16 protein-coding genes are annotated in these 18,143 nt (G+C 62.8%); 8 read left to right on the forward strand and 8 right to left on the reverse strand.

Annotation, left to right across the window (positions count from 1 at the left end; genetic code table 11):
* Positions 1-28: 28 nt before the first annotated feature.
* The 5 genes from rdfA to P0648_RS19610 form a co-directional block, all read right to left on the reverse strand.
* Positions 29-655 carry a rod-determining factor RdfA gene (gene rdfA, locus P0648_RS19590; protein ID WP_277506132.1) on the reverse strand — a complete coding sequence of 209 codons (627 nt, stop codon included), beginning with the start codon at positions 653-655 and terminating at the stop codon, positions 29-31.
* A 191-nt stretch (positions 656-846) separates the two neighbouring features.
* Positions 847-1,611 (reverse strand): IclR family transcriptional regulator, encoded by a 765-nt coding sequence (locus P0648_RS19595; RefSeq protein WP_276248875.1) that lies wholly within the window; start codon positions 1,609-1,611, stop codon positions 847-849.
* Positions 1,612-1,776: 165 nt separating this feature from the next.
* A complete protein-coding gene (gene pdxA, locus P0648_RS19600; protein WP_277506134.1) occupies positions 1,777-2,793 on the reverse strand; it encodes a 4-hydroxythreonine-4-phosphate dehydrogenase PdxA in 1,017 nt (338 codons plus the stop codon).
* Positions 2,786-4,066, reverse strand: coding sequence for a four-carbon acid sugar kinase family protein (locus P0648_RS19605; RefSeq protein ID WP_277506135.1), 1,281 nt, complete (start codon positions 4,064-4,066; stop codon positions 2,786-2,788). The genes pdxA and P0648_RS19605 overlap by 8 nt, the downstream gene beginning before the upstream one ends.
* Positions 4,067-4,108: 42 nt before the next feature.
* Complete coding sequence (locus P0648_RS19610) at positions 4,109-5,146, reverse strand: zinc-binding dehydrogenase (RefSeq protein WP_276248878.1); 1,038 nt, start codon at positions 5,144-5,146, stop codon at positions 4,109-4,111.
* Between the two features lie 162 nt (positions 5,147-5,308).
* Between P0648_RS19610 and P0648_RS19615 the strand changes: the two genes are divergently transcribed.
* Positions 5,309-6,403 (forward strand): Gfo/Idh/MocA family protein, encoded by a 1,095-nt coding sequence (locus tag P0648_RS19615; RefSeq protein WP_276248879.1) that lies wholly within the window; start codon positions 5,309-5,311, stop codon positions 6,401-6,403.
* A gap of 60 nt (positions 6,404-6,463) precedes the next feature.
* Positions 6,464-7,192, forward strand: coding sequence for a fumarylacetoacetate hydrolase family protein (locus P0648_RS19620; protein WP_277506137.1), 729 nt, complete (start codon positions 6,464-6,466; stop codon positions 7,190-7,192).
* A 63-nt stretch (positions 7,193-7,255) separates the two neighbouring features.
* On the opposite strand, the gene P0648_RS19625 is transcribed toward P0648_RS19620, so the two are convergent.
* Positions 7,256-8,125, reverse strand: coding sequence for a fumarylacetoacetate hydrolase family protein (locus P0648_RS19625; RefSeq protein WP_276248881.1), 870 nt, complete (start codon positions 8,123-8,125; stop codon positions 7,256-7,258).
* A 147-nt stretch (positions 8,126-8,272) separates the two neighbouring features.
* Between P0648_RS19625 and P0648_RS19630 the strand changes: the two genes are divergently transcribed.
* The 6 genes from P0648_RS19630 to P0648_RS19655 all read left to right on the forward strand — a co-directional run bounded on the left by P0648_RS19630 (position 8,273) and on the right by P0648_RS19655 (position 15,826).
* On the forward strand, positions 8,273-9,616 hold the full coding sequence (locus P0648_RS19630; RefSeq protein WP_277506138.1) for a DUF362 domain-containing protein: 1,344 nt from the start codon (positions 8,273-8,275) through the stop codon (positions 9,614-9,616).
* 63 nt (positions 9,617-9,679) lie between these two features.
* Positions 9,680-10,849 (forward strand): nitrate/nitrite transporter, encoded by a 1,170-nt coding sequence (locus P0648_RS19635; protein WP_276248883.1) that lies wholly within the window; start codon positions 9,680-9,682, stop codon positions 10,847-10,849.
* Positions 10,850-11,105: 256 nt separating this feature from the next.
* Complete coding sequence (locus tag P0648_RS19640) at positions 11,106-12,593, forward strand: ABC transporter substrate-binding protein (RefSeq protein WP_276248884.1); 1,488 nt, start codon at positions 11,106-11,108, stop codon at positions 12,591-12,593.
* A gap of 48 nt (positions 12,594-12,641) precedes the next feature.
* Positions 12,642-13,589 (forward strand): carbohydrate ABC transporter permease, encoded by a 948-nt coding sequence (locus P0648_RS19645; protein WP_276248885.1) that lies wholly within the window; start codon positions 12,642-12,644, stop codon positions 13,587-13,589.
* A gap of 58 nt (positions 13,590-13,647) precedes the next feature.
* Positions 13,648-14,526, forward strand: coding sequence for a carbohydrate ABC transporter permease (locus P0648_RS19650; RefSeq protein ID WP_276248886.1), 879 nt, complete (start codon positions 13,648-13,650; stop codon positions 14,524-14,526).
* Positions 14,527-14,629: 103 nt separating this feature from the next.
* Positions 14,630-15,826, forward strand: a complete 1,197-nt coding sequence (locus tag P0648_RS19655; RefSeq protein ID WP_276248887.1) for an ABC transporter ATP-binding protein — start codon at positions 14,630-14,632, stop codon at positions 15,824-15,826.
* Positions 15,827-15,835: 9 nt separating this feature from the next.
* On the opposite strand, the gene P0648_RS19660 is transcribed toward P0648_RS19655, so the two are convergent.
* Together P0648_RS19660 and P0648_RS19665 are read right to left on the reverse strand one after the other, a co-directional pair.
* On the reverse strand, positions 15,836-16,927 hold the full coding sequence (locus tag P0648_RS19660; RefSeq protein ID WP_276248888.1) for a mandelate racemase/muconate lactonizing enzyme family protein: 1,092 nt from the start codon (positions 16,925-16,927) through the stop codon (positions 15,836-15,838).
* 55 nt (positions 16,928-16,982) lie between these two features.
* Positions 16,983-18,119, reverse strand: a complete 1,137-nt coding sequence (locus P0648_RS19665) for a mandelate racemase/muconate lactonizing enzyme family protein (protein ID WP_276275208.1) — start codon at positions 18,117-18,119, stop codon at positions 16,983-16,985.
* Positions 18,120-18,143: the final 24 nt, after the last annotated feature.

An 18,143-nucleotide genomic window follows, 5' to 3' on the forward strand; every position in this document is an offset into this window, starting at 1 on the left:
CCATATTACTGTAAATCCACCTGCCTCTTTACTCGTCGTCTGCACAGTCACAGCCGCCGGCGGTGAGCAGGTCGTCGACGCCCAGCTGCACACCGCAGTCCTCACAGAACACGTTGACGTTCACGAATACGGTGAAGCTTCCGAGCGTGATGCGTCCGGTTCGTTCGAGGCGGTCGAGCAGTTCCTCCGTGATGGCGCGAAGCCGGTTTTGCAGGCGGAGCACTGACTGGCGTCCCTTCTCGATGCGCTCTTCGTCGGAAACCGTCTCCTGGGTGACCGAGAGGTGTTTCGTCAGGTGGTTGTGGACGGTCTGATGGGAGACGAAGTCGCTCGTAAGCGTATCGGGGTCGATACCGTTGCGTTCGAGGCGCTTCGTCGCCTCCGTCCTGACACCCCTACTCACGTCGTCCGTGAGCAGTCTGTAGAGATTGTCGAGTTCGCCATCGAGGACGTTCATTCCGGCGTTCGAAACGGCGGCGGCGAGCACCCACCGGTTGAACTGGTCTGCGAGGTCTCGCAGGCTCTCCGGATTCTCGGCGCGCGTCCACCGTTCTGTTAGTTCTTCGTCTACGTCGTCCAGGCCGTACTTCTCGGTCACTCGCTGTATTTTCGAGTTCGCCTGTGCGGTTTCGGTCCCGGGGGAATCGTTGACCATCGCGTTGTCGAAGAACTGATTCACGGGGGCAAAATCCTTTCGTTCACCGGTTTCTCGACTCGATTCCGCCGTCCGCGACCAGTGTCAGTTGGTACCAACTAGCTGTTCAGCGATGGTGGACGGTTGTGTCGCGTGTGGGGAGACGCGGCGAGATGGGCTCAAAGCGGGGCCGGACAGTCCTAGCCCGACGATTACGAGTACGTCATGTTCAGTTCGATGACGTTCGCGGCGCTCAACAGGAGTTCCGGGAGTTTCCGGTCGAACTTCTCACCCTGCATTCGGCTCGTCGGGCCGGAGATGCTAATCGCGCCGAGCGCCCTGGATTGCTGGTCGGTGATGGGCGCGGCGATGCATCGCAGCCCGGCAAGGCGTTCGCCGTTGTCGATTGCGTACCCCTTTTCGCGCGCTTCGGCGAGTTCCTGTTTCAGTTCTTCGCGGTCTGTTATCGTGGTCTCCGTCCGGACGGGCATCCCGTGGCGGTCGAGTATCTCGTCGACCCGTTCTTCCGGGTAGTGGGCCATGACCGCCTTTCCGAGCGCCGTACAGTGGAGGTTCACGCGCATGCCGGCGTAGGTGTCGAGCTGGACGGCGTTCGTGCCCCGCGCCCGACAGAGGTAGACCCCCTGTCCGCACTCCTCTACGAGCAGATTCGCCAGTTCGCCCGTCTCCTCTGCCAGTTGCTCCACCTCCGGTTTCGCTACCTCGTAGATGTGGCGGCGACTGCGGATGTACTCCCCGAATTCGAGGAACTGCAAGCCGAGTCGATAGTCGTTCTCGTTTCGGACCACGTACTCGTTTTCCTGCAGGGTCGAAAGGTGGCTGTGGACCGTGCTCTTTGGGATGTCGAGTTCGGTCGAAAGCTCCGTTACCCCCGCGCCGTCGAGTTCTTTCAGCGTCTCCATTATTCGCAGCGTCGTCTCGATCGCCCCGACCGTGTTTTTTTGTTTGGTGGTCATGCGTGCTATGCACACACACTATCCCCTCCCATAAAACATTTATTCAGTGTTACTGAACAGCATCGCTCCCTACGCGAACGGAGGCGTCCGCCTGCCGAACGCAAGTGACGGTTTCGCCTTCACTTCCCGCGCTCGACGGCCCGTTTCGACGGCGGAGACAGCCGTTCACCCAGAGTGAACGGTTTGTGACGACCTGACGGCCCTGACCGCCACACGAGTGGCGTCGATGAGACTCGCTTCCGAGGCCACGTTCTGGCCGGCGATGTCGAAGGCCGTTCCGTGGTCGACGCTCGTCCGGACGATGGGGAGGCCAATGGTCATGTTCACGCCACTGACCGCCGCACCGTCGCTGAACCCGAGCATCTTGATGGGAATGTGCCCCTGGTCGTGGTACATCGACACGACGCAATCGTAGGCTCCGCTGGAGGCTTTGACGTAGACGGTGTCGGGCGATTCTGGGCCGTGGGCGTCGATACCGCGCTCGCGGGCCTGTTCGACCGCTGGGCGAATCTCGGAGTCGTCTTCCGTACCCAGCAACCCGCCGTCGCTCGCGTGGGGGTTCAGCCCCGCGACACCGATAGTCGGCGCTTCGATGCCGAGTCGTCGAAGTGCTTCGGCCGTCACCTCGATGGTGGCGAGCACGCGCTCAGTCGTCACGAGGTCACAGGCCTCCCGCAACGGGACGTGCGTGCTGACGTGCGTTACTCGCAGGTCTTCCTCGATGAGCATCATCGAGTAGTTCTCGGTGCCAGTGTGGGCGGCGAGCATCCCGGTGTGGCCGGCGTGTTCGCTGCCGGCCATGCGCGTCGCCTGCTTGTTTATGGGCGCGGTCACGATGGCGTCGATGTCGCCCGACTTCGCCAGTTCGATTGCCCGCTCTACGTACGCCAGACTCGCCTTCCCGTACGCTTCGCGAAGTTCGCCGTAGGCGTGGTCAGAGACGTTGTCGAGGTCGAGGACGGGAATTTCGCCGGGGTCGCTCGTGGCTGCATCGACCGTCGAAATCGCTCGAACTGAAAGTTCCGCGTCGCAAACATCGACAGCCTTCCGAACCACGTCTGCGTCTCCGATGACGACGACGGTGGCCAATTCGCAAAGCTGCGGATACGCTTTCACGATGATTTCACCGCCGACACCAGCGGGGTCGCCCATGGTCACACCAACAGTAGGTCGGTCACTCATCGACTCCTCCGAGGGTAGCGAGGCAGTTATGTATTGTCCCTGTCTCGCCGAACGCACCCGCTTTCGTCACGACGGGTAAGCCGGCGGCCTCGCCACCGACGAGGCGGCCGATGGGAACACCCGACTCGACTGCCACGCCCTGCAGTCTGATGCCCTCGGTTCCGAGTGCCCCGAGAACGTCCGCGGCGACGGCCCCACCGGTGAGAAACAGCCCAGTCACCGTTTCCTCAGTGACGAGACGTGCGGTCACCGCTCCGAGCGTTTCAGAGATACGCGACCGAATCTCACGTTCGGGAATATCCCGTTCCCGCCCAACGCGGAGGGCTTCGTCCGCGTCCTCGCCGACTGTTTCGAGCAGTGCAATATTCTGCTTCCGAAGGCAGGTGCGGGTCCGAGTCGCCGCATCTGCTGTGGCTGTCTCCGGGTTTACGACTGTCTCGCGCAGGTCGAGTTGCACTCGCAGAGCTTCTGGAACCGCCGCTACCTGTTCGACCGTTACCGGGCTCGTGCTGCCCGCGATGCCGAGAACCCGAGCCTCCCGGTCTTCGATGCGGGGTGGGCCGTCGGCGTGTTCACCCTCCGTCGGTTCTGTGGGGACGCCAACGTGCTCTGCAAGGCCCGCACTCCCGACGTAGACGATGTCGAGACCCGAGTCTGCGCTACCTTCTGCAATCGCAGCGAGATGGGCCGCGCTCCTTGCGTCACAGGACACGACAGCAGGTCCCTCACTGTCGGCAATCTCCGCGAGACTCGTCGCGACCGCTTCGGGTCCTGCTTCTGCCGTTGCCGCTGGAAGGTGCGAAACGAGGTGGTCGCTGGCCGAGAGCAACGTCGGCAGGTGGGCCGTTTCGACGGGTTTGTCCGGGTCGTTCCCGGCCGCTGTTTCGGTGACTGGCGTGCCGTTCACGCGGTGGATGCCGTCTTCGGTCGTCCGGCCGTTCGCCGGGAAGGCCGGGGCTACGACGGCGAGGTCCGCGCCGGTCGCTTTCAGTGCGGCGTCGATTTCAGCCACGAGGTTCCCGCGCAACGTCGAATCCACCTTCTTGTAGACGACACCAGCGGGCGTCTCACGCACGGCACGTTCGATGGCTTCCGCGGCGGCGACTGGCGAACTATAGCGCGATTCGGTGTTGACGACGGCGACCGACGCGGCGTCGTCGTCGAGCCTCGCGCCGAGTGCGACCGTCGTCGCGTAGCCACGCCTCGCAAACTCGTTGCCCGTGTCCATCGCCCCCGTCAGGTCGTCTGCGACGACGAGGAAAGCGTACTCCATATCACTCGCTCTGTCCACCCGACCAAAAAGTTGCGGGATGTCTCAGTCCCAGAAGCGGAACACCGGCTTGCACGTCTCTCCGGCGAGGAAGTCCTCGAACGCCTCGACCGGTTCTTCGACGCTGTAGGAGGTGTCCATGATTGTCTTCGCGTCGATGTCGCCGTTTTCGATGAGGCGAAGCGCCTGCTCGAAGTTGCGCCACGTCGAACCGTAGGAGGTGTTCACGTCCACTTCACCGCGGACGAGCGGGGTGAAGAACACCTCGCTCTCGCCCGTCGGGAGGCCGATGACGATGATTTCACCACCGCGACGAATCTGTTCCGCGGCGTTCTCCACGCCCGAGGGATGGCCCGTCGTGTCGAAGATGGCATCGAACCCGATACCGTCGGTGTAGTTCTCGGTGAAGGCGTCGAGGTCCTCGTTCTCGATATCGACGGTTTCGAGGCCGAGTTCCTGAGCCAGTGGCAGCCGATACTTCGTGTCGGCACCGAGGCCGGAGACGACGACGTTCGCGCCGCGGGCGTCCGCGATGGCCCCCGTCAGGATGCCAATCGGCCCTGGCCCTTCGACGAGGACGTTCTGTCCCGGCTGGATGGTCCCTCGTTCGAGGACCGCCCGGGCCGCGATGCTCGTCGGTTCCGTGATGGCTGCCTCGTCGAGCGGGACGGCTTCGGGAACCTTGTGCAGGTGGCGCTCACCGACGGTGGTGTACTCGGTGTAACAGCCGTCGTTGTGCATCCCGGTTACCTTGAAATTCGCACATACGTTCGACTGGTCGTTTTTGCACTGGAAGCAGTGTCCACAGTCGTGGATGGGACTCTCTACGACCTTGTCGCCGGGTTGCAGGTCGACGACGTTCTCGCCGACTTCGACGACTTCGCCCGAGTACTCGTGACCCATCACCCGCGGGACGGGAATCCACTCGAACCCGGCCGTGTATTTATAGGCGTGGGCGTCGCTGCCACAGAGGCCCGCGGTGTGGACCTTCACCAGCGCTTCGTCCGGTGCCGGGTCCGACCGCTCGTGTTCCCCGAATTCGATTCCGCCTCGCTCTCGCTCCGTCTGAATAATCGCTCTCATGGTGCGCTACCGTCCAAATCTCTGTGGCGGTGGGTTAAGTGTTTGGCCACCGGCATTCGTTCGAATTGGCCTCGTAGCGGCCCTCCCGGCACGGAATATTCCTGCGAGTGTCACCCGATGGCATATCTTCAAATAGTTTCAGCAAACACTTGCAATCCACGCATGAGTTATAGAGCGGGCATCATCGGCACGGGAGGCATCGCTGGGATGGGCGTCCTCGGACTGCACGACGAGGAGGATATCGGCCAGAAAAAGTTCGTGGAGAGTCACGCGGGCGGCTACCACGCCGTAGACGAGATCGACCTCGTCGCGGTGGCGGACGTGGACGCCGAGAAAATCGACCGGTTCGGCGACGCGTGGGACATTCCCGAGGAGGGACGGTACGTCGGCCACGAGGCCATGCTCGCCAAGGAGGACCTCGACGTGGTCTCCGTCTGTACGCCCACGTTCCTCCATCACGACCACGTCGTGGACGCCGCCTACTCGGACGCGAATCCGGACGTCATCTGGTGTGAGAAACCCATCGCGTCGAGCGTATCCGACGCGGAGGCGATGATTTCTGCCTGCGACGAGACGGACACAGAACTCGTCATCAACCACTCGTTTCGCTTTACGGACAAACTCCAGCACGTACAGGGCCTCATTCAAGATGGCCTGCTCGGTGACGTGAAATCGGTGACCGCCCAGTTCAGACGCGAACTCCTGCGCAACTCGACACATCTCATCGACACGCTCGTGTTCCTGCTCGATGCACGCCCCGAGCGCGTGAGCGGCTACCTCAACGGCGAAAACGACGCCGTGACTGCGCTGGAAGGTGACCGCGAGGTGGACGACTCCGGGGGCGGTGGGTTCGTCGTCATGGACGACGGCACGTTCGTCACCATCGACTGTACCGTCGCACGCGACATCTCCTCGATGACGTTCCAGTTCATCGGCACGGAGGGCAAACTCTACATGAACAACGACGACGGCGAGTGGCGCTACTGGAGTCTGGAAGATGGCACCCACGTAGAACGTCCGATTCCCGGCATCGACACCGCCTGGGAGTGGGACGAAGACTACCGCGGGTCGTTCGCGAACGCAACGAACCACATCGTTGGCCTCCTCGAAGGGACGGCGTCGAATCACTCGACAGGGCGGGAGGCGACCCGGTCGCTCGAAGTCATCGTCGGCTTCTACCTCGCCGACTCGACCGGCGGGCAGGTCACGGTCCCGTTCTCACGCCCGCTCCGAGACGTGACCGTCACCTCGTGGTAGGAGGGAGTTAACGTTCGCCGCCAACCGAACCATTTTGAGGGCTGAGCCGACAGGTATCGTATGCGTCACGCACGATTCCGCGATTCAGCGGGCACTGTACGCAACGGAGCATGGACCGACGACGGTATCGAATTCGCCGGCGAGCTGTACGACCCCGAGGCGGTGGACCTGTTACCACCGACCGAGCCGTCGAAAATCGTCTGTGTCGGCCTCAACTACGCAGACCACGCAGAGGAGACGGACAGCGACATCCCAGAGCGCCCGCTGTTGTTCCTCAAACCGCCGAACACGCTCGCAGGCCACGGCGACACGATTTCGCTCCCCGAAGGCAAAGAGCGAGTCGACTGGGAGGCGGAGTTCGGCGTCGTCATCGGCGAGCAGTGTCGAAACGTGTCTGAAGAAAATGCGATGGACGTGGTGGCGGGGTACACCTGTCTGAACGACATCTCCAATCGCGACGACCAGCGCGTCGAGCAAAACTGGGTGCGTGGCAAGGCGTTCGACAACGCCGCGCCAATGGGTCCTGTCGTCGCGGACCCGGAACACGTCCCGGAGGACGCGAGCGTCTCGCTGCGCGTCAACGGTGAGACGAAACAGGAGTCGTCGATTTCACAGCTCATCTTCTCCGTGCCCGAACTCATCGCCGAGGTGACGACCTACATGACGCTCGAACGCGGCGACGTCATCTCTACGGGGACGCCAGCAGGGGTCGGTCCGCTCTCACCAGGTGACACGGTCGAGGTAGAAATCGAGGGCATCGGCACGCTCGAACACTACGTCGCGGAGTAACGCGTCGACCAGCGTTTTTTCGATTGCATTCAGTCGGCTTTCGGAGACGCCACTCGCGTCGAATCAGACGGTAATTACCGTGTTCTCTATCGAGCCGACGTTCTCGATGGAGATGCGAACCACGTCGCCCTCTGCGAGCGTGAAGTCGTCGTCCGGCACCAGACTCGTCCCGGTCAGGAGCACCGCGAGCTTCGGGACGTGGTTGTGCCGGCGATAGTAGGAGACGAGTTCCTCACAGTCGCGCACCATCTCGCTCGTCGAGGTGGTTCCGTCGAAGACGGTTTCGCTATCGCGCGTGATGGACATCGACATTTCGAGTTCGTGTGGGTCGCCAATCGAATCGGCCGTCGCGACGCACGGGCCGACCGCACAGCAACGGTCGTACACTTTCGCCTGGGGTAGATAGAGCGGATTGCTTCCCTCGATAGAACGACTGCTCACGTCGTTGCCGATGGTGTAGCCGACGATTTCACCGTCGTAGAGGACGATGCCGAGTTCCGGCTCAGGGACGTCCCAGTCGGAATCGGCGCGGATGCCGATGGCCTCGCCGGGACCGACGGTTCGGTTCGGCGTCGCCTTGAAGAAGATTTCCGGACGCTCGTTTTGGTACACGTCGAGGTACATCTCCGGCATCCCGCTTTCGTTCTCGCGGGCTTGCTCGCTTATCTGGTAGGTGACGCCCGCGGCCCACACCTCGTCGGGGCGAAGCGGGAGCGTTGCCTCATCGTCGAGGCGGTCTTTCGACACCTCGGGTGCAGAATCGATGAGTCCCGACGCGATAGCATCGACCGATGTCTCGGCGAGGTCGGCGCTCTCCGCCAACTGCGAGAACGATGTGAGTGTCCGCTTCGCGGCCGTCAGGTCGTATGCGCCGTCCGGCGTCTCAGCTATCAGTCTCTCTCCCGAAGCTGTCGGGAGCAGGTAGTACCGCATACTGCAAACGTGGAGCGACGAGTATGATAAGTATTTCCCGCAACTGCGTGATTCGAGAATGGCTTCGTTCTCGGGAGGGGCGGGCAGTCAAGGACCGTGTACCCCGCGAGCGATTCTTTTATGCTCTTTCGCTTGGGAGTGTGTGTCATGTCAGATTCTGCCGAACCAGTGGTCGGCCCGATACCGGAGGAGACGATTCTCACGGCCTGTGGCGAACAGGATTTCCCGAAGATGGGAGTCATCGAGCAACTGTGGGACACAGACCCGATTCCGCGAGACGAAATCGAATCGCAGGCCGCCGACGCCGTCTCGGACCTCGCACTCGACCGGATACCCGAGGGCGGCGAGGTGGCGGTCGGCGTCGGGAGTCGGGGTATCGCCAACCTGCCCATCATCGTCCGCGGCGTCGTGAGCGGCCTCTCAGACCACGGGTTCCAGCCGTTCGTGTTCCCGGCGATGGGGAGCCACGGCGGCGCGACCGCCGAGGGCCAGCGCGGAAAACTCGACGCGCTCGGCGTGAACGAGGACACCGTCGGGTGTGAGATTCGAGCGACGATGGAGGTCACAGAAGTTGGCAAGACGCCCGAGCGTGGCGTTTCGGTGGTAGCCGACGCGAACGCCGCCGCCGCGGACGCCATCATTCCCATCAATCGCGTGAAACCACACACCGATTTCAGCGGGAAAGTCGAGAGCGGGCTCTCGAAGATGCTCGTCATCGGCATGGGCAAACAGCGCGGCGCGAAGTTCGCCCATGAGGGGGCGGTCAACTGGAGTTTCCGCGAGATGATTCCACAAATCGCCTCGCTGCACCTGGAGAACCTGCCGGTCGTCGGCGGGGTCGCCCTCGTCGAAGACCAGCACGACGACACCGCCGTCCTCGAGGGCGTCCCCCCCTCTGGCTTCCTGAAGCGCGAAGCCGAGTTGCTCGAACTGGCCTACGACATCATGCCGACGCTGCCGTTCGAGGAACTGGACGTGCTCGTCGTCGACCAGATGGGCAAGGACATCAGCGGCTCCGGGATGGACACCAACGTCATCGGGCGTCGTGGCTTTGGCTTCGAACCCGAACCAGAATCACCGGACGTAAAGCGCATCTTCGTCCGTTCGCTCACCGCCCCCTCGCACGGAAACGCCACCGCGCTCGGCATGGCCGACTTCGTCCACCAGGACCTCATCGCGGACACCGAACTGTACAAGGCGGTCATCAACACCATCACGGCGAGTGCTCCCCACGGGGCGCGTGTGCCGCCAATCATGGAGACTGACCGGGCGGGGCTGGTCGCCTGCGTCTCGACCGTCGGCATCCTCGCGCCCGACGAAATCCGCGTCGCGCGTGTGACCGACACGATGCGCCTCCAGCGACTCTACGTTTCCGAGGCGCTCGTCGAGGAGGCCAGAGACCGCGAGGACCTCCGGGTGGTCGAGGAGCCAAAACCCATCGAATTCGACGACGAGGGCCAGTTCACCGCGCCGACGCCGGGGATGCACTGACGAACCGACGGCCAAACCCGCCGGTGCCCGGATTATTTTACTGGTCGCTGTCCGTTCTCCGGTGTGACTTCCAATCGAGCGTGGCGACCCTGGGCCGTCCTCGCGTGCTGTTTCACGATGGCCGCGGGGTTCAACGCCTACCTCATCGCCCCGGCGAGCATCATTCCGCTGCTCACCGCCGAGTTCGGCATCGACAAACCAGCGGCGGGGCTCGCCATCAGCGTCTTCTTCCTCAGCTGGGGTGTCTTCGGTATCCCCGGCGGGTTGCTCACGGACCGCTACGACAACCGTCGACTCGTGTTCGGCGGCGTTTGCGTGTTCGTCCTCGCCGCGTGGGCTGGGGCCGTCGTTTCGAGCTACGACCTGTTTCTGGTGACGCGCTTCGTCGCGGGGGCAACCGGCGCGTTCCTCTGGACGGCCAACACGAACATCGTCAATCGGGTGTTCGGCGAGCATCGCCGCGCCCTCGGCACGAGTCTGTTCGTGGCGAGCGGCCCGGCCGGACAGGCAATCGCGCAGTTCGGCAGTCCGCTCATCGCGGGTGCGGCGGGCTGGCAGACCGTGTTCTTCGTCTACCCGTTCATCGTCATCGCTGGCCTCCTCGGGCTGTTCGTCGTCCGTCGGACGCCGGTTCGAAGCGACTCGCGCATCTCACTCGGCGAGTTCTCCACTGCGCTCCGCAACCCGGCGGTGCTGTCGGTCTCGATGGCCGCCGCCTGCGCGTACGCCCTGTTCGTCTTTTTCAGTTCGTGGATGCCCACTTACGCCACCGAGGTGCTCTCCATCAACCTCGCCGCGGCGGGGGCCGCGACGGCGCTCGTCCCCTTCACCGGCATCCTCTCTCGGCCGGGCGGCGGGTGGCTCTCTGACCGGTTTGGGGGTCGGCGTGGCCCCGTCGTCATCGCCTCGTTCGTCCTCTCGTTGCCGGTTATCGCCGCCATCTCGCTGGTCGCCACGCCGGTCGGCTTCGCCGCGCTCCTCGCTGCGGCGGGGCTGAGTTCACAACTGGGCATCGGCGTCGTGTTCGTTCTCGTGAGTGAGCTCGCCGACGAGGGCGCAGCGGGTACGAGCCTCGCGGTCCTTACGACCATCTCAACGTTCGGGTCGCTCTCCGCGCCCGTCGTAGCCGGGTGGCTCATCGAGACGTTCTCGTGGACCGCTGGCTACGGCTTCGCCACAGTCGTCGCGATAGCTGGTATCGCCTTCGTCCTCCGTGCGCCCGAACCGGCCTGACCGGTGCGTTCCGTTCTTTATTTTAAACGATGTGTAGGTTAAGGAACTTCGAAATACCTCGAATAGACGAATCCGACACGCTGCGCCGTTCTTTGCCGGTTGATTATTAACTGACAAATGTTGCGTCTACCAAAAGTGGTATTGGTTGTTTGAGTAATTACTTCGTTGTATGGCATTTGATAGCATTGGTGGTCTCAGTAGGAGAGAAATGTTAGCATACCTCGGTAGCGGCGCAGCTGCTGGGTTTGCTGGTTGTATGGGTGGTAACAGCGGCGATGGCGCGAACCAGAACCCTGGCGGCGGCGGTGGTGGCGGCAGTAGTGATTCGGAATTCCAGAAGGCAATCGGAAAAATTGACTTTTCGTCAAACTGGAAACAGCGCCGAACGACGTCGCTCGACGAGTGGCCGATGGAGAAACGGTCGCAGATTCCCACTGGAGACGCCCTCTATACGTCCGACGGGTGGCTCCAGTCTGAATCGGTAAAGAGTTCGACGTGGGAACCCCCGAAAGGCTGGGAGGAGACCGTGGCGAGCGAGGTCGACACGCTCAAAGTTCTGAACTACGGTGACATGCAGTTCGACCCGGCCACGGCCGCGGTCGACGCCATGTTCGAGGAGAAGACGGGCATCTCCGTAGAGCGCATCCAGATCGTCGTCGACCAGGCGATTCCGAAGATGGCTGCGACGCTGTCCTCGAAACAGGGCGACCCGCATCTGCTGCAAGCAACGACCGACACGTCGATGACGACGTACGCACAGAACGGGTGGCTCGAACCGGCAGACTTCCTCCTCCCGGAAGAGGAGATGTACGAACCGTACCTGCCACTGATGAAACAGACGTTCACGTGGGACGGCACGAACTGGGGCGCGCCCGCGAACGTCGAGGGCAACCCAGTCCACGTCCGGGTCGACATGCTCGAAGAACAGGGCATCGACTCGAGCGTCATCGACGGCATCAAGAACGGCAACTGGTCGTGGGACGACTTAGAAACCGTGATGCAAGCGTTCGAGGGCACCGGCATTCACGCGTGGGGCTTCCGCGGGTCCTCGCTCACATACACCGAGCGTGACTTCCGCATCCACTGGTACCAGACCGGCGGCCAGTACATCCAGGACGATGAGAGTATCAAGGTCAACGGGCCGGGTGCGCTCGCCGCCCTCGAGAAACTCATCGAGTGGCTCGACAACGGCTGGCTCCCCGACGCCTCGACCACCTGGACGCAGGGCGACCTCGCAGACGGGTTCCTCTCTGGCAACCTCGCAATGGTTCCCGTGGCGACGGACCTGTTCGCGGACGCCGGCGAGAAGTACGAACTGGACTCCCAGTACGTGCTCGCGCCGCCGCCGAAGGCAAACGTCGGCCCCAGTCCGACGCAGGCGACCTGGGCAGGCGGTCCCGTCCTCGCGACCAACGCCTTCGCGCCGACGCCGGAGAAGGTCGCGGGCGCACTGCTGCAAGACGCCCGCTTCTCCCACGAGAACGGCTGGTGGGAGTACGTCGTCGAGAGCAACCTGAGCTGGCCGAAGAAACCGTACGACGAGGCCGCAGAGGTCGACGCCGTCCCGTTCTCGAGAGTTCGCGGGAAGACGATGGAAGTCGCGAAAAACGAGACCTTCCCACAGCAGCGGGCGGTCATGCAGAAGGTCAGCGAGGAACTCGGCCTCGCCTACTCCGGCGAGAAATCCGCACAGGAAGCACTCGATGCGGCCCAGACCTTCATCGACACGGTCCTCGGGCAGTAATCGGGACATAACCACACTTCACCATATTCATGCACACAGGTCAAACTCATGTCAACTGATGTCTCCCCGGGAGGGCTCGATACGTCCGCGAACGGGTTCGTCGGGAAGTTGAGCAAGTGGGCGAACGACCACGTCGTCCTCGTGATGCTCGGGCCGCCGCTGGCCATCATCACGGCCATCTTCCTGTACCCCGTCTTGTGGATGTTCTACCAGTCGCTGTTCTTCACCGCGCCTGGGCTCCCGGAGCCGATTTTCAAGCCGCTGTATAACTACACCCGGCTGTTCTCGGCCCCCGAGTTCTGGCTGTACCTGAAGCAGACGTTGATTTACTCCTTCGGGTCGCTGATTCTCTCGTTCACCGCGGGACTCGGCGTTGCGCTCGCCGCGAACCAGGTCGTGAGCAAGCGCCTTCGCTCGACGTACTCGACCATCATCCTCTTCTCGTGGGCGCTCCCACTCGCCGTGGTCGCGCTCACCTGGAAGTGGATTTTCGTGAGCCAGCCCTACGGGCTGTTGAACATGCTCCTGATGGACTTCGGTCTCACCGACGGTCCCATCAGCCTGCTCGCGAACAAGGAACTCGCGCTCCCGCTCGTGACGTTCGTCGACGCGTGGCTGCGCATGCCGTTTGCGATGGTCGTGTTCCTCGCTGGGTTGCAGTCGATTCCCCAGCACATGTACGACGCGGCCAAGGTGGACGGCGCGACGACGCTCCAGCGGTTCTGGAACATCACGGTCCCGTACCTGCGCCCGTACATGGCCATCGTCGGCCTCATCTCGTGGATGTTCGCGTTCCGGGCGTTCGCCATCATCTATCCGATGACGCAGGGTGGCCCCGGCGTCAGAACGACCACGCTCGCGGTGTACATCTACCGCGAGGGGATGATCAAACTGGACTTCGGGTACGGTTCTGCAATCGCGGTGTTCCTCGTCGCGATTACGGTACTGCTCGCCATCTTCTACGTGACGGTGGTGCTCGAACGAATCGAGGAATGAGACCAATGTACGACACACATCTACCGACGACAGACGCACCCCGGAAGGGTGGTCACCGATGAGCACGCAGGATAGCTTCGAGCGGATCAGCTACGAGAAGCGACAGGCCTTCTGGAACGTAGTCGAAGGTCCGTACGTCGTCCACGCGGCGATGATACTGACCGTCCTGTCCATCCTCGTGCCCATCCTCTGGATGACGCTCACCTCGTTCAAGACGGCAGACGGCGTGTTCACCGCCGCGTACCTGCCGCCGGAACTCACCACCGAGGCGTACCAGCAGGTACTCATCGAGAACAACTACTGGAAGGCGCTCCTGAACAGCATGGTCATCTCCACGTCAACGACCATCATCGTGATGGTGCTCGCCATCCCGGCGGGCTACGGGTTCAGCCGCTTCCGTTTCAAGTTCGACAACGCCATCTTCATCGGCGTCATCTTCTCGCGGCTGTTCCCGCCGATTGGCATCATCATTCCGTACTTCCAGGGACTGGCTGCGTTCGGCCTGCTCAATAGCACCACGGGCATCATCCTCGCGCAGGTGTATCTCTGGTTGCCGCTCATGATTTACATCATGCGCAACTTCTTCATCTCCATCCCGAAGGAGATCGACGAATCCGCGCTCGTAGACGGCTGTACGAAGATTCAGGCGTTTCGGAAGGTCGTGTTGCCCCTCGCAAAGCCCGGCGTGGCCGCGGTGGGCATCCTCACCTTCCTCTACTCGTGGCGGGAGTTCCTGTTCTCGTTCATGATTTCGAACACGCTGGCGTCGCGACCAATCTCGGTCGCCGTGTACGACTTCGTGGGTGAGGTAAACGTCTCGTGGGACCAGATGGCGGCGGCAGCGGTCCTCGCCATCGTTCCGACCATCCTGGTCGTGTTGTTCTTCCAACAGTACATCGTGAGTGGCCTGACCGCCGGCGCGATGAAGGGGGAGTAAGCACGATGGGACCACACACGAATCCGGCTCGAATCGATACGCAGACCCGCGCCGACTGGGCGCGAGCGACACCAGTCGTCACGACCAACTCATGAGTAACAGCATGCAATCCGAAGAAACGACAGCGTCCACCGAGGCGGCCGGGTCGTCGGCCGCGGCGGAGGACTACAACGTTCGCATCGACAGTATGACCAAGGTGTTCCAGGAGAGCGATGGGAGCGACGTCGTCGCGGTTGACGACATCACCATCGACATCCGCCGGGGCGAATTCCTCGTCCTCGTCGGCCCGTCAGGGTGTGGGAAGACCACGACGCTCCGGACCGTCGCCGGCCTCGAAACGCCTACCGAGGGCAGTATCATCATCGAGGACGAGGACGTTACAGGACTCGACCCGCGCCAGCGGGACATCTCGATGGTTTTCCAGAACTACGCGCTGTACCCGCACAAGACGGTCCGTGAGAACATTTCGTTCCCACTCGAGGTGCGCAAGTACCCGAAAGACGAGATTGCGGACCGCGTCGAGCGGACGGCGGAACTGCTCTCTATCTCCGAGTTGCTGAACCGGAAACCGGGGGCACTCTCCGGCGGGCAGCAACAGCGTGTCGCACTGGGCCGCGCAATCGTGCGCGAACCCGCCGTGTTCCTTATGGACGAGCCGCTGTCGAACCTGGACGCGAAACTCCGCGTACAGATGCGGACCGAACTCAACGAACTGCACAAGCGTGTGGGCAAGACGACGATTTACGTCACCCACGACCAGGCGGAGGCGATGACGCTCGGTGACCGCGTCGCCGTGATGAACGACGGGGAACTCCAGCAATTGGCCCCGCCTCAGTACATCTACGACAACCCGGTCAACCAGTTCGTCGCCGGGTTCATCGGCGAACCACCGATGAACTTCTTCGACGTCGAACTCGAACGTCGAGGGGACGGCTACATCGCCCTCTCTGACGTTTTCGAGTTCGAACTCCCCGATGAGAAGGCCGCACAGGTCGAAGATTGGGGTGGCCCGCTCGATGGACTCACCCTCGGGTTGCGTCCTGAGGACGTCTACGACGTGGAGGTCAATCCGGACGTGGCGAAAGAAGGGAACACCTTCGACGCCTTCCTGAAACTCATCGAACCGATGGGGTCGGAGAAATTCTTCACGCTCACGACGGCAGAAGGCTCGGGTCAGGAGTTCACCGCCCGTGTTTCGCCCAAGAGCACCGTCGAAGAAGACGAAATCGTCCAGCTCGCCGCGAGCCTCGAGATGATTCATCTGTTCGACGACGAAACCGGCGAGAACATCACCAACTGACTGCGCCGGTTATTTTTCCTGCACCACTTTTTTGTGCGCGTCGAGTCCCGCAAAGCGGATGCCGTGACCAGCTCGTTCGGGTGGCACGAACGCACCGTCTTCGAAGGCGGGCGGCGATTCCAGCACGCTGTCGAGGATGGTCGAGTGGTTCTCGATGTAGGGAACGTTGTCGAACGCGGTGGCCAGGTGGATGTGCAGGGGTTCGACGTAGTGTGGTGAGATTGGGAGGCCCCAGGTTCGGGCCGTGTCTGCCACCGCGAGCCAGGCGGTGATGCCGCCGACGCGACACACGTCTGGCTGGAGGACGTCCGCGGCGTCTGCGGCGATGGCCTGCTTGAACTGACGCTCGTTGAATAGATTCTCACCCATCGCGATTGGGACGTCGATGCGCGCCCGCAGGTCAGCGTGGCCGGCCATGTCGCCCTTGTCGAGGGGTTCTTCGAGCCAGTCGAGGGGCACGTCACCGAGGTGACGCGCGAACCGCCGGGCTTCCGGGACGGTGAAGGCGCAGTTTGCGTCCACCATCAGGTCCATGTCGTCAGGGAGGGCTTCGCGGACGGCGCGAATCCGCGCGGCATCCGCAGCGTGCCCACGGCCGATTTTCATCTTCATGCCGGCGAAGCCGCGTTCGGCCGTTTCGTGGGCGTTTTCGACGAGTTCCGCTTTCTCGAAGTGGAGCCACCCGCCGTGGGTCTGGTAGGCCGGCACGCGCCCACGCTGGCCGCCGATGAGTTCGTACAGCGGCGCGTCACATCGTCGTCCGAGGGCGTCCCACAGCGCGATGTCCACGGCGGAGATGGCGAGTTCGGAGATACCCTCGCGCCCGACGTAGGTCGTCGCCGCTCTGCATCGGTCGCGGGCGACGCGCGGGGCGGCGGGACCGCCCACCAGTACCGGTTCGAGCGTCGATTCGACGAACGTTTTGATTGCCGCCCCGCCTTCACCGATGGTGTAGGTGAAGCCGAGGCCCTCCGTTCCATCTTCGAGTTCGACTTCGACGACGACGAGTTCGAGTTCGTCGAACGATTGGGTGGCGTCGGCGAGTGCCTCTTCGTTGGGCACGCCGTACAGTGCAGTCGTGACTGCGGCTACGCGAGTCATACCTTTCCGTTCGTAATTCGCCCTCTTCAATCTCCGTGTCGCGGTAGCACGCCCCTCAATCGACCCGGTACGTGGCGAGTGCAGACTCGTCGAGTTCGACGCCGAGGCCGGGGCGGTCCGGAATCGAGACGTGCCCGTCGCTCGCGACGAACGGCGAGACGGCGAGTTCCTCGCGAAGCGGGTTCGCAGAGCGGTCGAATTCCAGCCACGGCCGACCTTCGACGGTTGCGACGAGTTGCAGACTCGCGCCGATTGCCACCGCCGTCCCCCAGACGTGTGGAACGACGGCGACGCCGTTGTCGCGCCCCCGGGTGGCGATGCGTCGGGCCGGCGTGAGTCCGCCGACGATGCAGACGTCGGGTTGTGCGAAGTCGAGCGCGTCCATGGCGTACAGACGGTCGAACTCGCTCGGCGTGTGACACTCGCCGCCAGCGATTGGGACGTCGAGGGTCTCGCGCAGGGAGGCGTATCCGTCCATGTCCTCTGGCGGGACTGGTTCCTCGAACCAGTAGACGCCTTCTGCTTCGAGCGCACCCCCGACTCGGCGGGCGGTCTTGCGGTCATATGCGTAGTTCGCATCGACCATTATCGTCGTCTCGTCACCCACCGCGTCCCTGACGCGGCGAACGAGTTCGATGTCTTCGTCGGGTCCGTAGCCGCACAGTTCGAGGCCGACTTTCAACTTGATAGCGCCAAATGCCTCCGCGTTCGCCACCGCCTCCTCGCAGATGGCCTCGTACTGCGCCTCGATTCCCTCGACCGGTTTGAAGTAGTGGCCGGTTGCGTACGGGCGGATTCGCTCGCGCCGCCGCCCACCAAGCAGCGCAGAAACCGGCTGGTCGAGGAGTTTGCCCGCGAGGTCCCAGAGCGCGATGTCGAGTCCGCTAATCGCCGGCAGTGGGACGATAGTCTGGTACGTGGCTCGGCCCACGTCGTACAATCGGTCGTAGAGTCGCTCGACGTGGAGTGGATTCTCGCCAAGAATATGCGGGGCAAGGACCTCCTCTACGACTTCTCCGGTTCCGGCGACGGGCCCCCAGCACTCACCCCACCCGACCGTGCCGTCGCTCGCTTCAATCCTGACGAGCGTCGCGGTGCGCGTCTCGACCCACGATTGCGAGTAGCCAAACGGTTCGTCGAGCGGCGCTTCGACGCCGATGGTCTCGACATGCTCGATGGTAACGTCTTGCATACATCAGACTCTCAGTGCAGGCTC

The sequence above is a fragment of the Haladaptatus sp. DYSN1 genome (assembly GCF_029489995.1).
Taxonomy (GTDB): Archaea; Halobacteriota; Halobacteria; order Halobacteriales; family Halococcaceae; genus QDMS2.